This window comes from Streptomyces sp. NPDC046985, from assembly GCF_040644415.1.
In the GTDB taxonomy this organism is placed as follows: domain Bacteria; phylum Actinomycetota; class Actinomycetes; order Streptomycetales; family Streptomycetaceae; genus Streptomyces.
In genome coordinates, this window is record NZ_JBEYWK010000018.1 from 1 (window position 1) to 12,839 (window position 12,839).

A 12,839-nucleotide genomic window follows, 5' to 3' on the forward strand; every position below is an offset into this window, starting at 1 on the left:
CGTCTGGTGTCCCGCCGACTTTGGCCCGAACCCGCGACCCCGGCTCTGGACGTCACTCTCCCCGAAGCGCCATCAGGCGCTTAGTTCAGAGAAGGCACGGTGCACGCCAACGCCGCAGCCGACGTGCCCGCCCGCCTGGAGGCGCTGGGCACCGCCGCTGGACTGGACCGGGCGGCCCTGCACAGCCAGGTCGCCGCCGCGCTCTCGGTGGTCGTGCACCTCGTGCGGGACCGCTCCGGACAGCGGCGGATCGCGGAGATCCGGGTGCTGGAGCGGGACGCGTCGGGCCTGGTGCGCACGGTGCCGGCGCTGCGCTGGGGTGCGGAGGCGTTCGTGGCGGAACGGGGCTGGGAGCGACTGCGGGAGCTGCTGCGACGGGGCGGAACCCGGGACGCGGACCTGGAAGAGGCGCCGGACACGGGACTTGGGGAGGTGAAGCCGTGAGCACGGTGGCGGAGTCGGCCCGGGGCGCCGCAGCGGTGGGGGCGGTGGCGGTCGGACCGATGTCCATGGCGGCGGCCCTGGCGTGCGCCGGGGCGGCCGTGTGGCTGTTGGGCGGGCGGCCTTCCGTGGCGCGGCGGGCGCGGCTGCTGCTCGCCGACGGTGCGGTGGCGGCGCCCAGCCCGCCGGTGTGGGAGCGGGCGCGCGAGGAACTGGCCCGTCTGCGCGGCCGGTTGCGAGCCGAATGGTGGGCTGCGGCGGCCGGGCTGCTGCTGGCGGTGCTGGGCTCCTCCTTCCTGCCGGTCCTCGCGGGGGCCGCCGGAGTGCCGGTGCTGCGCCGCTTGCGCATCGCCCGCACCGCGCGCGTGGCGCATGAGCGGCGGGCCGACGCGGTGATCGCCCTGTGCGGGGCGCTCGCCGGGGAGGTCCGGGCCGGGCGGCAGCCCGGTGCGGCGCTGCTGGAGGCCGCGCGTGACTCGGGCGGCCTGGGGGAGAGCCAGGCGGCGGTGCTGGCGGCGGCGCGGTTCGGCGGCGACGTCCCCCGGGCGCTGGCCGCCGCGGCCCGGCAGCCCGGTGCCGAGGGGTTGCGCGGACTCGCCGCCTGCTGGCGGGTGGCCGTGGACCAAGGCGCGGGGCTCGCGGCCGGCCTCGACCGGCTTGAGGCGGCGCTGCGCACTGAACGGGATCAACGCGCCGACCTGCATGCCCAGTTGGCGGGTTCCCGGGCTACGGCGGTGATGCTCGCCGCTCTGCCCGCCCTCGGGCTGCTGCTCGGCACGGCGATGGGCGCCGACCCGCTGCACGTGCTGCTGCACACCGGAGCGGGCCTCGGGTGCCTGCTCGTCGGCGGGGCGCTGGAGGCCGTGGGGCTGTGGTGGGCCCTGGGGATCGTGCGGCGAGCGGAGGCGGCATGAGTCGGGAGGTTGTCCACAGCCTGGGGACGGCCCTGGGCGCGGTCGCGCTGCTCTGGTGGTCCGCGCGGCGGCTGAAGGCGACACGCCGCGATAGGAGAGCACGGCGCCGTGCGGCAGCGCTGTTGGAGACGGCGCCCGCGCCGCGGGCCGAGCGCGCCGGTTCCTCCGGTCCGGGCCTGCCGTCGCCGGACGCCCTGCGGCGGTGGTTGCCGGTGGCCGGTGCTGCGGGCGCCGCATGGATGCTGATCGGCGGGGCCGCCGGGGCCGCGGCGGGGCTGGCAGCGGCGGCGGCGCTGTGGAGGCGGCAGCGGCGCCAGCAGGCCGCGGACCCTGCTGAGGCCGGGTTCGACGCGGCTGAGGCCGCCCGCCAACTCCCCCTCGCGGCGGACCTGGTGGCGGCGTGCATCGCGGCCGGCGCCGGTCCGGTGATCGCCGCTCAGGCGGTGGGAGAGGCCCTGGGCGGCCCGGTGGGGGACAGCCTGGCGCGGGGTGCGGCGGAAGTGCGGCTCGGCGGCGAACCGGCCGACGCCTGGCGCAGGCTCGCCTCGATACCGGGCGCCGCTGCCCTGGCGCGGTTGCTGGAGCGGGCCGACGCCTCCGGGATCCCCGCCGCCGCTCCGGCGGCGCGGCTCGCCGCGGACGTGCGCGCCGAGCGGGCGCGCACCGCGACGGCTCGTGCCCGGCGGGCGGCTGTCCTGGTCACCGCGCCGGTGGGGCTGTGCTTCCTGCCCGCCTTCGTCGCGGTCGGCGTACTGCCCGTGGTGATCGGCCTCGCGGGCGGAGTGCTGAGAGGAGGCGGCGGCTGACGGGGCGGTGGACGCGCAGGACACCGGAAGCGGATCGCGTCCGCGGCAGGCGAGACGCGGTCGGGAGCGACAGACGATGAACACGACGAGATCTCTCGGGAGTTGCAATGCACGAAAAGGCCAAGGCGCGGTTGCGGGTCCTGGTGCGCTGGATGCGCCGGGACGCGGGGATGGTCACGTCCGAGTACGCGATGGGAATCATCGCGGCGGTGGCGTTCGCCGTGCTGCTGTACGAAGTGGTGACCAGCGGACAGGTCAAGACGGAGCTTCAGAACATCGTGAAGCGAGCGCTCAGTGCGCGGATGTGAGAGCCGGGGCGGATGCGAGCGCCGGGGCTGCTGGAGCGCAGACCGGGGGTTCGTGACGGCCGAGGCCGCCATGGTGCTGCCCGTGCTGGTGCTGGTGGTGACGACGCTGGTGTGGGGGCTGCTGATCGTGCTCGCCCAGATCCAGTGCGTCGACGCGGCCCGGGTGGGCGCTCGGGCCGCCGCCCGACAGGATCCGCAGGAAGCGGTCACCCGGGTCGTACGCGAGGCGGCTCCGCAAGGGGCGAGGGTGTCGGTGATCCATCAGGGAGAGCAGGTCCACGTGCGCGTGGTGGCCGAGCCGCCGGGCATCGGCGCGCTGCCCTTCCGGATCGAGGCGGAGGCCGTCGCGATGGCGGAAGAGACAGACGAGACAGGAGAGACACGAGAGACGGGGGAGACGGTGGGGAGAGCGGGTACGCCGGGGGTGCGTAGTGGGAACGGACGGGGCTCATGACCGGGCGTTTCTCGGACGACCGGGGCTCCGCCACCGTCTGGAGCGTCGGAGCGATCGCCTTGCTGTGCGTGGTGTTCGGCGTCGGGCTCGCGCTGGGGCAGGCCGTGGTCACCCGGCACCGGGCGGCCGGCGCCGCGGACCTCGCGGCGCTGGCCGCGGCGGAGCACTGGGCGCAGGGCCGCGCTCCCGCCTGCGCCGCGGCAGACCGGGTGGCGCGCGCCCAGGGCGCCTGGCTCGCCCGGTGCGCGCTCACGGGCGATGTCTCGGACGTGACGGCGGTGTCGCGACGGGGGCTGTTCACGGCCCGTTCCAGAGCGCGGGCGGGACCGCCCGGCCCCCCGGCGGCGGGGGCGCGGGCCAGCGGGTCTGCGGCGGGTGCGGCAGGTGCGGTGGGAGCGGTGGGGGCGGTGCCGGTCACTGACCCGAGTTGAACATCGCGCCAACCTATGCGGTGCTGGTCACCGGCTCCCGGCTCCCGGCTCCCGGCTCCCGGCTCCCGGCTCCCGGCTCCCGGCACCGTGTGCCCAAGCACCTGTGCCCGATCCGCGGCCTCTCCCGGCCCCTCAGCTCCTCCCGCCTCTCCTGGCCCTCAGCCCCTCCTAGCCCGTCAGTCCCTCCTAAGCGGGCCCGGCCTCCTTCGCCCCCTCGGCGTCATCCGCGACCCGATCCTCCGCGGAGGCGGAGTCCTCCGGAATGACGGAGTCCTGCCGCCCAGCGGAGGACTCCGGCGCCCCCCTCAGCAGCACCGTCAGCAGCCGCACGGCGCCTGCCTTGTGCAGCGGTTCGTTGCCGTTGCCGCACTTGGGGGACTGGATGCAGGACGGGCAGCCGGCGTTGCACTCGCAGGAGGCGATGGCCTCGCGGGTGGCGGCGAGCCACGCGCGGGCGGTGTGGAAAGCGCGCTCGGCGAAGCCCGCGCCGCCGGGGTGGCCGTCGTAGACGAAGACGGTGGGCAGGAGGGTGTCGGGGTGGAGCGGGAGGGAGACGCCGCCGATGTCCCAGCGGTCGCAGGTGGCGAACAGCGGCAGCATGCCGATGGAGGCGTGCTCGGCGGCGTGCAGGGCGCCGCCGAGGATCTCCGGGGGGATCCGGGCCTCGTCGAGCTGGTCTTCGGTGATCGTCCACCACACCGCGCGGGTGCGCAGGGTGCGCGGAGGGAGGTCGAGTTTCGTCTCGCCCAGCACCTCCCCGGTCAGGACGCGTCTGCGCAGGAAGGAGACCACCTGGTTGGTGACCTCGACGGAGCCGTAGCACAGGCGGCCGGCGCCCCAGGGCAGCTCGACGTCGGTGTCCAGGACGGAGATCGACGTCGTGTCCCGGGCGACCGTCGTGTACGGCGGGTTCGCCTCCTCCACCAGGGCGACCGAGTCGTCCTGGTCGAAGGAGCGCACCAGGTACGTGCGGCCCTGGTGCAGGTGGACCGCGCCTTCGTGCACGGTCGTGTGCGCCGCGGCCTCGTCGACCGTGCCGAGCAGTCGCCCGGTGCCGGCCTCGACGATCTGCACCGGCCGGCCGCCCCCGCCGCGGATGTCGGTGAGGTCCGCGGCCCGTTCCCGGCGCGTCCAGTGCCACGCCTTGGTCCGGCGGCGCAGCAGCTTCGCCGCCTCCAACTGGGGCAGCAGCTCCGCCGAGGCCGGTCCGAACAGCTCCGTGTCCTCCTCGGTGAGGGGCAGCTCGGCGGCGGCCGCGCACAGGTGCGGGGCGAGGACGTAGGGATTGTCGGGATCGAGGACCGTGGACTCCACCGGCTGGTCGAACAGGGCTTCCGGGTGGTGGACGAGGAAGGTGTCCAGCGGGTCGTCGCGGGCCACCAGGACCGCGAGCGCTCCTTGACCGGCGCGGCCGGCCCGGCCCGCCTGCTGCCACAGGGAGGCGCGGGTGCCCGGATACCCGGAGATCAGCACGGCGTCCAGGCCCGAGACGTCCACGCCGAGTTCGAGGGCGGTCGTGGCGGCCAGTCCCAGCAGGTCGCCCGAGTGCAGGGCCCGTTCCAGGGCGCGGCGCTCCTCGGGGAGGTAGCCGCCCCGGTAGGCCGCGACACGCCGGGCCAGCGAGCGGTCTATCTCGGCCAACCGCTCTTGGGCGATCACCGAGATCAGCTCGGCGCCGCGCCGGGAGCGGACGAAGGCCACCGACCGCACGCCCTGAAGGGCGAGGTCGGTCAGCAGGTCTGCGGTCTCGGCGGTGGCGGTGCGGCGGACGGGCGCGCCCTTCTCGCCGCGCAGTTCGGTGAGCGGGGGCTCCCACAGGGCGAACACCAGTTCACCGCGGGGCGAGGCGTCGTCGGCCACCTCCACCACGGGCAGGCCGGTGAGGCGGCCGGCGGCCGCCGAGGGCTCGGCCGCGGTCGCCGAGGCGAGGAGGAAGACCGGCGAGGCGCCGTAGCGCGCGCACAGGCGGCGCAGGCGGCGCAGCACCTGCGCCACGTGGGAGCCGAAGACGCCCCGGTAGGTGTGGCACTCGTCGATGACGACGTATTTCAGCGCCCGCAGGAAGGAGGACCAGCGGGGGTGCGAGGGCAGGACGCCGCGGTGCAGCATGTCGGGATTGGTCAGGACGTAGTTGCCGTACTGGCGGATCCACTCGCGCTCCTCGACCGGCGTGTCGCCGTCGTACACGGCGGCGCGGACGGCGTTGCCCAGCGGTTGGGCCAGCGCCCGCACCGCCCGGCACTGGTCGGCGGCGAGCGCTTTGGTGGGTGCCAGGTATAGGGCGGTGGCGCCGCGGCCGTTCGGGGCCTCGGCGCCGTCCAGGAGCGTGGAGAGCACCGGGACGAGATAGGCGAGGGACTTGCCGGACGCCGTGCCCGTGGCGACGACCACCGAGTCCCCGTCCAGGGCGTGCTCGGCGACGCGTGCCTGGTGGGCCCAGGGATGCTCGATTCCGCACGCCTGGACGGCCGCGATCACCTCCGGGCGAATCCGGTCCGGCCAGACGGCATGGCGACCCGCCCGGGAGGGCAGGTGCTCCGTATGAGTGATGCGCGCAGCCCGGCTCGGCCCCGAGGCGAGCCGGTCCAGAACCGTGCCCGGAGGCAGGGGGGTTGCGGGGTCCGTCGGGGGTCGATCGGATCGGTGATTCTTGGCCATCGGCATCGAGTGTGTCACCGGCGTGACGGACAATGGTCTCAAGGCGTCGTGCACGCCTGCCCGTAAGTGATTGAATGCCATCGCGGCTGGCGTACCGTCCCGGGGCCTCACGTTGAGGCGCTTGAGGGGGCGACCGCTCGATAGCAAGGTGCTGGAGGATCCGTGGACCTGTCCCTGTCGACCCGTACCGTCGGCGATCGTACGGTCGTCGAGGTCGGTGGCGAAATCGACGTATATACCGCGCCCAAGCTGCGCGAACAACTGGTCGAGCTGGTGAACGACGGGAATTTCCATCTCGTCGTCGACATGGAGGGCGTGGACTTCCTCGACTCCACCGGGCTCGGCGTGCTGGTCGGCGGTCTGAAGCGCGTGCGGGCCCATGAGGGCTCGCTGCGCCTGGTGTGCAACCAGGAGCGCATTCTCAAGATCTTCCGCATCACCGGTCTGACCAAGGTGTTCCCGATCCACACCTCGGTCGACGAAGCGGTGGCGGCCACCGACTGACCGCCGGTCCCGGGCTGGCGCCCGGGTCGGGAGAAGTACCCGCGAGGCCGGGCTCGGCGGCCCGGCCCTGCGACAGCACGCCCAAGTTCCAAGGGGGACGCATGGCCACCGTCGAACTCCGCTTCAGCGCGCAGCCGGAGCACGTCAGGACCGCCAGGCTGGTGGCGGCGGCGGTGGCGCGCAGGGCCGGAGTGGACGAGGCAGTCCTCGACGAGGTCAGACTCGCCGTCGGCGAGGCGTGCTCCCGCGCGGTCGGACTGCACCAGAGCGGCGGCATCGCGGCGCCGGTGACGGTGATGCTGATCGAGGAGGAGAAGCAGTTCTCCATCGAGGTCGGCGACGAGGTCCGGCACGCGCAGCACGCCCCTGGGGACGCCCCCGGCGTCGGGGGCGGCGTGGAGATCGAGGAGGACGAGATGGGCCTCGCGGTCATCAGCGGCCTCGTCGACGACGTGAAGGTCACGGCGGGGGAGGACGGCGGCCTGATCAGAATGACCTGGCCGACCACGCCGCCCACCGCAGTGCTCGCCTGAGCAGCCCCCCGGGCGGACTCGCGGACTCAGCCTCCGCCCCGGCGGACCCGCGGGCTCACCCACGCCCCGGCGGACCCGAGACCCAGCCCCGCCCCGGCAGACCGCGCCCCGCCCCTGAGCGGCCTCCGTACGAGCCGTGCACCCGAGCCGTGCACCCGGCAGCCCGGACAGCCCGTACGCCCCCACAGGACCCGTACAACCCGCAAGACCCGTACGCCCCGAAGGGCCCCACCTGTGTGGGGCCCTTCACCATGTTGGCGTACTGCGCGGGCGCGGCGCCCGCGACCGTGCCTACAGTGGCCCTGCCGTGCCATTCATCAGGCACGACACCATTTCGTGAACGAATTCACGATCAATATCCCGGCAAATGGATCAACGATCAATGGTTCCAAGGCGTTACCGCTTTTGAGGCGGACGGCATCCGGCGATCAGTCGTGAGAAGCAAGTGAAGGCTGATTCCATTTACCGCACCCTGTTTTGATCGGGTTCCGAAACCTACAATCCGTCCAGATCTTGAGCTCAGCCCAAGCGTCAAGGAGGACGAATGGCGGGGCTTTTCACCCCTCAACAGTCAGGTCACCTCACACCGCTCGCGGCCGCGGTGCTGACCGACGGCAACCGGATCATCCTGGCCGTGATCGCGATCGTCGCGGTAGCCGCCCTCGCAGTAGCAGGCGTGTTGGTGCGCCAAGTACTCGCGGCGGGCGACGGAACCGGCAGCATGAAGAAGATCGCTGAAGCGGTGCAGGAAGGCGCCAAGGCGTATCTCGGCCGACAGCTACGCACGCTCGGCGTATTCGCCGTCGTCGTGTTCTTCCTGCTCCTGTTGCTTCCCGCGGACGACTGGAATCAGCGCGCCGGACGGTCGGTGTTCTTCCTGATCGGAGCCGTCTTCTCGGCGGCCACCGGATACATCGGCATGTGGCTCGCCGTGCGCAGCAATGTGCGCGTCGCCGCGGCGGCCCGGGAGGCGACTCCCGCGGAGGGCGAGCCAGAAAGGGATCTCACCGCCGTCTCGCACAAAGCCATGAAGATCGCTTTCCGCACGGGCGGCGTCGTCGGCATGTTCACGGTCGGGCTCGGCCTGCTGGGCGCCTCCTGTGTGGTGCTGGTGTACGCGGCCGACGCGCCGAAGGTGCTGGAGGGCTTCGGCCTCGGCGCCGCGCTGATCGCCATGTTCATGCGTGTCGGCGGCGGCATCTTCACCAAGGCGGCCGACGTCGGCGCCGACCTCGTCGGCAAGGTCGAGCAGGGCATCCCGGAGGACGACCCGCGCAACGCCGCGACCATCGCCGACAACGTGGGCGACAACGTCGGCGACTGCGCCGGAATGGCGGCCGACCTCTTCGAGTCCTACGCCGTCACGCTGGTCGCCGCGCTGATCCTCGGCAAGGCGGCCTTCGGCAACGACGGCCTCGCCTTTCCACTGCTGGTGCCCGCGATCGGCGTGCTCACCGCCATGATCGGCATCTTCGCGGTGGCGCCCCGCCGCGCCGACCGCAGCGGCATGGCGGCGATCAACCGCGGCTTCTTCATCTCGGCGGTGATCTCGCTCGGGCTGGTCGCGGCGGCCGTCTACACCTACCTGCCGTCGTCGTACGCCGACCTGACCGGCGTCACCGACGCCGCGATCCGCGGCAAGGACGGCGACCCGCGCGTCCTCGCCCTGGTCGCGGTCGCCATCGGCATCCTGCTCGCCGCCGTGATCCAGCAGCTCACCGGCTACTTCACCGAGACCACCCGGCGGCCGGTGCGGGACATCGGCAAGACCTCGCTGACCGGCCCGGCCACCGTCGTCCTCGCCGGCATCTCGGTCGGTCTGGAGTCGGCCGTCTACACCGCCCTGCTGATCGGGCTCAGCGTGTACGGCGCGTTCCTGCTCGGCGGCACGTCGATCATGCTGGCGCTGTTCGCGGTGGCGCTGGCCGGCACCGGCCTGCTCACCACGGTCGGTGTGATCGTCGCCATGGACACCTTCGGCCCGGTCTCCGACAACGCGCAGGGCATCGCCGAGATGTCCGGCGACGTGGAGGGCGCGGGCGCCCAGGTGCTCACCAACCTGGACGCGGTCGGCAACACCACCAAGGCGATCACCAAGGGCATCGCCATCGCCACCGCCGTGCTGGCGGCGTCGGCGCTCTTCGGGTCGTACCGGGACGCCATCACCACCGGGGCGCGGGACGTCGGCGCGAAGCTGTCCGGGCCCGGCGCGCCGATGACCCTGACCATGGACATCTCCCAGCCGAACAACCTGGTCGGCCTGGTCGCCGGGGCCGCGGTGGTCTTCCTCTTCTCCGGGCTGGCCATCAACGCGGTGTCCCGTTCGGCGGGCGCGGTGGTGTTCGAGGTCCGGCGGCAGTTCCGGGAGAAGCCCGGGATCATGGACTACACCGAGACGCCGGAGTACGGCAAGGTCGTCGACATCTGCACCAAGGACGCCCTGCGCGAACTCGCCACGCCCGGACTCCTCGCCGTCATGGCGCCCATCTTCATCGGATTCACGCTCGGCGTCGGGGCCCTCGGGGCGTATCTCGCGGGCGCCATCGGAGTGGGCACCCTGATGGCGGTGTTCCTGGCCAACTCGGGCGGCGCCTGGGACAACGCCAAGAAACTCGTCGAGGACGGCCACCACGGCGGCAAGGGCAGCGAGGCCCACGCCGCGACCATCATCGGCGACACGGTCGGCGACCCCTTCAAGGACACCGCTGGCCCGGCGATCAACCCGCTGCTGAAGGTGATGAACCTGGTGTCGCTGCTCATCGCGCCCGCGGTCGTCAAGTTCAGCTACGGCCATGACAAGAGCCTCGCCGTCCGGATCGCGGTCGCGGTCCTGGCGCTGCTCGTCATCGTCGGCGCCGTCTACGTCTCCAAGCGGCGCGGCATCGCCGTGGGCGCGGAAGACGACGCCGACCGCGTGTCGGAGCCGACCGACCCCGCGGTGGTCTCTTAGGCGGTCCTCCAGCGGACCAGCGCACACAGCGGGCGGACGGCGCATGCCACGCGCCGTCCGCCCGCTGTGCGCGCCCGCCGCTGTGTGCGCCCGCCCGTCCGCCGTGTGCGTCGCCGGGCGGCGCCCGTGAGCCTTCTCTCGCAGGGTGCGAATCATGGCAAGGGGGCCCTTAAGGGGCGTCCGGGTCTCAGTGCTCGCCGGTGCGCCGTGTATGTTCCGGGGCCGAGGGCCATGGAAGGGACCAAACCGGTGAACAAGAAGCTCGCGGCCGCGGTGTCCGGCGGTGCGGTACTGGTACTGGCACTGACCGGATGCACCGGCAGCAGCGCCGACGGCAAGAACGACGACGCGCTGGACGCCTGGGCCAAGCAGGTGTGCGAAGGGGTGCAGCCGCAGGCGAAGAGGATCGAGTCCGCCAACGCGGCGATCCAGAAGGAGACCTCGGACAACAGCGCCCCAGCCGACGTCCAGAAGACCGACGCGCAGGCGTTCAAGGACATGTCCGACGCCTACAAGGCCATCGGCGCGGCCGTGAGCAAGGCCGGCGCCCCCAAGGTCGACGGCGGCGCGACGAAGCAGCGCGACGCGGTCAAGGAGCTGGACGACCTCGGCGCCTCCTACGCCTCGCTGCAGCAGCAGGTCGACAAGCTCGACACCAAGGACCAGGCGAAGTTCGCCGACGGCCTCAAGGACGTCGCCACCCAGCTCGACAAGCTGAGCAAGACCGGCAGCGACGCCCTGAAGAACCTGGAGGCGGGCGACGTCGGCAAGGCGATGGCCCAGCAGACGAGCTGCAAGTCCGCCTCCGCCCCGCCCTCGGCCCCCGCCTCCCCGGCCGCCTCGGGCTGACCGCCCCCGCTGCCCGGCCGCCTCCGGCTGACCGCCCCCTCTGTCCGGCCGCCTCGGGTCAGCCGCCCCCGCTGCCCGGTCGGCCGCCTCGCGCTGACGGTCGTCGGCTGATCCGCCAGGCCGCGGCGGGCAGCGGCCGAGCGCGGCGGCCGAGCGCCCAGCCGCCCCGCCGTGCCCGCACGCGCGCGACGCGTCGTGCCCGCACCCACGCGACGGTCATGCCCGCACGCGCGATGTCAGTGGGAGCCGACACAATGGGTGCGTGAGCGACTCCAGCCTGCCCGCCCCCACGACCCTGCCCGCCGCCGACCGCCCGGAGGCCGCCGCCCGGCTCCGGGAGGCCCTGCTCGGCGTCTCCTTCACCGCCGACGGACTGCTCGAACTGCTCGGCGCGCCCGCGTACGCCGCGCTGGCCCGCAGCGAGACCGTGCCCGCGCTGCGTGCCACCCGCGGGGACACGCCGCTGGAACTGCTGGTGCGGCTCTTCCTGCTCCAGCAACCGGCGCCGTACGCGCGCGTGGCGGACGTCCTGCCCGTCGAGGAGTGCCTGGAGACCGGCTGGCTGGCGCGCTCCGGCGCGGACGAGCTCGCCGCGACCGTGGACGTGCGGCCGTACGGGGGATCCGACGGCGAGGACTGGTTCATCGTGTCCGACCTGGGCTGCGCGGTCGGCGGCGCGGGCGGCATCGGCAGCCGTGAGGAGGGCGTCGTCCTGGGCGTCGGGGGCGCCTCCACCACCCTGGCCGGCATCACCGTCCGTGCGCCCGCCGGGTCCGCGCTCGACCTCGGCGCCGGCTCCGGGATCCAGGCCCTGCACGCGAGCCGGCACGCCACCCGGGTCACCGCAACCGACGTGAACCCGCGCGCGCTGCACATCACCGCCCTCACGCTCGCCCTGTCCGGCGTCCCGGCCGCCGATCTGCGCGAGGGGTCGCTGTTCGAGCCGGTCGGAGACGACGAGACGTTCGACCTGATCGTGTCCAACCCGCCCTTCGTGATCTCGCCCGGCGCCCGCCTCACGTACCGGGACGCCGGGATGGCCGGGGACGATCTGTGCCGCACGCTCGTTCAGCAGGCGGGGGAGCGGCTGAACGAGGGCGGGTTCGCGCAGTTCCTCGCCAACTGGCAGCACGTGGAGGGGGAGGACTGGCAGGACCGGCTCAGGTCGTGGGTGCCGCGCGGGTGCGACGCGTGGATCGTGCAGCGCGAGGTGCAGGACGTCACGCAGTACGCCGAGCTGTGGCTGAGGGACGCGGGCGACCACCGCGGCGATCCGGCCGCGTACCAGGAGCGGTACGACGCCTGGCTGGAGGAGTTCGAGGCGCGCAAGGCGAAGGCCGTGGGCTTCGGCTGGATCACCGTGCGCCGGACGGCCGCCGCGGCGCCCTCGATCACCGTGGAGGAGTGGCCGCACTCGGTCGAGCAGCCGCTCGGCGACGCCGTGCGCGCGCATTTCGCCCGCGTCGACTATCTGCGCGAGCACGACGACGCGGCGCTGCTCGACGGGCGCTTCCGGCTCGCGGGCGAGGTCGTGCAGGAGCAGGTGGGGCTGCCGGGCGCCGAGGACCCGGAGCACGTCGTGCTGCGCCAGCACCGCGGCATGCGGCGGGCCACCGCGGTGGACACGGTCGGGGCGGGTTTCGCGGGCGTGTGCGACGGCTCGCTGAGCGCCGGGCGCATCCTGGACGCCATCGCCCAGCTCGTGGGCGAGGACCCGGCGCTGCTGCGCGAGCGCACGCCCGCGCAGATCCGGATGCTGGTGGAACAGGGGTTCCTGGAGCCGGTGGACTGAAGAGCCGGTGGACTGAACCCGCGCGCTGCCCCGCCTCGGGGCGCGGCCCGTGGGCGGGCGGCGCTCGCCCGGAATTTTTTCGGTCATCCGCGCCGGGTACGCGCACCGCACCGGACATGGACGGCGAGTGATTGGTCACCGGTGACAGGCGCCCGGCCGCCCGCTGTTCACCAGGGGTTGGGCCGTCCGTCGGCCGCCC

11 protein-coding genes and 1 pseudogene are annotated in these 12,839 nt (G+C 73.5%); 11 read left to right on the plus strand and 1 reads right to left on the minus strand.

Features of this window, described 5'->3' with window-relative positions; all coding sequences use genetic code 11:
* Positions 1-93: 93 nt before the first annotated feature.
* The 6 genes and pseudogenes from ABZ861_RS22660 to ABZ861_RS22685 all read left to right on the plus strand — a co-directional run.
* Positions 94-444: pseudogene (locus ABZ861_RS22660) on the plus strand (secretion protein); the annotation flags it as partial.
* 65 nt (positions 445-509) lie between these two features.
* Positions 510-1,355 carry a type II secretion system F family protein gene (locus ABZ861_RS22665; RefSeq protein WP_361633191.1) on the plus strand — a complete coding sequence of 282 codons (846 nt, stop codon included), beginning with the start codon at positions 510-512 and terminating at the stop codon, positions 1,353-1,355.
* Entirely contained in the window at positions 1,352-2,161 is an 810-nt protein-coding gene (locus ABZ861_RS22670; protein ID WP_361632872.1) for a type II secretion system F family protein, read from the plus strand. The genes ABZ861_RS22665 and ABZ861_RS22670 overlap by 4 nt, the downstream gene beginning before the upstream one ends.
* A 107-nt stretch (positions 2,162-2,268) precedes the next feature.
* Positions 2,269-2,469, plus strand: coding sequence for a DUF4244 domain-containing protein (locus tag ABZ861_RS22675; protein WP_361632874.1), 201 nt, complete (start codon positions 2,269-2,271; stop codon positions 2,467-2,469).
* The gene (locus tag ABZ861_RS22680; RefSeq protein WP_361632876.1) at positions 2,456-2,923 is read left to right on the plus strand and encodes a TadE family type IV pilus minor pilin; all 468 of its coding nucleotides are present in this window, start codon (positions 2,456-2,458) and stop codon (positions 2,921-2,923) included. Before ABZ861_RS22675 ends, ABZ861_RS22680 begins: the two co-directional genes overlap by 14 nt.
* Positions 2,920-3,354: an Rv3654c family TadE-like protein gene (locus tag ABZ861_RS22685; protein ID WP_361632878.1), complete on the plus strand. Its 435-nt coding sequence runs from the start codon at positions 2,920-2,922 to the stop codon at positions 3,352-3,354. The genes ABZ861_RS22680 and ABZ861_RS22685 overlap by 4 nt, the downstream gene beginning before the upstream one ends.
* 186 nt (positions 3,355-3,540) lie before the next feature.
* On the opposite strand, the gene ABZ861_RS22690 is transcribed toward ABZ861_RS22685, so the two are convergent.
* Positions 3,541-6,093, minus strand: a complete 2,553-nt coding sequence (locus ABZ861_RS22690; RefSeq protein WP_361632880.1) for a DEAD/DEAH box helicase — start codon at positions 6,091-6,093, stop codon at positions 3,541-3,543.
* Positions 6,094-6,174: 81 nt separating this feature from the next.
* Here ABZ861_RS22690 and bldG point away from each other — a divergent pair, with 81 nt between their 5' ends.
* From bldG to ABZ861_RS22715, 5 genes are all read left to right on the plus strand, one after another.
* On the plus strand, positions 6,175-6,516 hold the full coding sequence (gene bldG / locus ABZ861_RS22695; protein WP_009189842.1) for an anti-sigma factor antagonist BldG: 342 nt from the start codon (positions 6,175-6,177) through the stop codon (positions 6,514-6,516).
* A gap of 101 nt (positions 6,517-6,617) precedes the next feature.
* Entirely contained in the window at positions 6,618-7,049 is a 432-nt protein-coding gene (locus tag ABZ861_RS22700; RefSeq protein WP_361632882.1) for an ATP-binding protein, read from the plus strand.
* A 544-nt stretch (positions 7,050-7,593) separates the two neighbouring features.
* Positions 7,594-9,999, plus strand: coding sequence for a sodium-translocating pyrophosphatase (locus ABZ861_RS22705; protein WP_361632884.1), 2,406 nt, complete (start codon positions 7,594-7,596; stop codon positions 9,997-9,999).
* A gap of 231 nt (positions 10,000-10,230) precedes the next feature.
* Positions 10,231-10,848, plus strand: coding sequence for a small secreted protein (locus ABZ861_RS22710; protein WP_361632886.1), 618 nt, complete (start codon positions 10,231-10,233; stop codon positions 10,846-10,848).
* A 262-nt stretch (positions 10,849-11,110) separates the two neighbouring features.
* Positions 11,111-12,640 (plus strand): methyltransferase, encoded by a 1,530-nt coding sequence (locus ABZ861_RS22715; RefSeq protein ID WP_361632888.1) that lies wholly within the window; start codon positions 11,111-11,113, stop codon positions 12,638-12,640.
* The last annotated feature ends 199 nt before the right edge of the window (positions 12,641-12,839 follow it).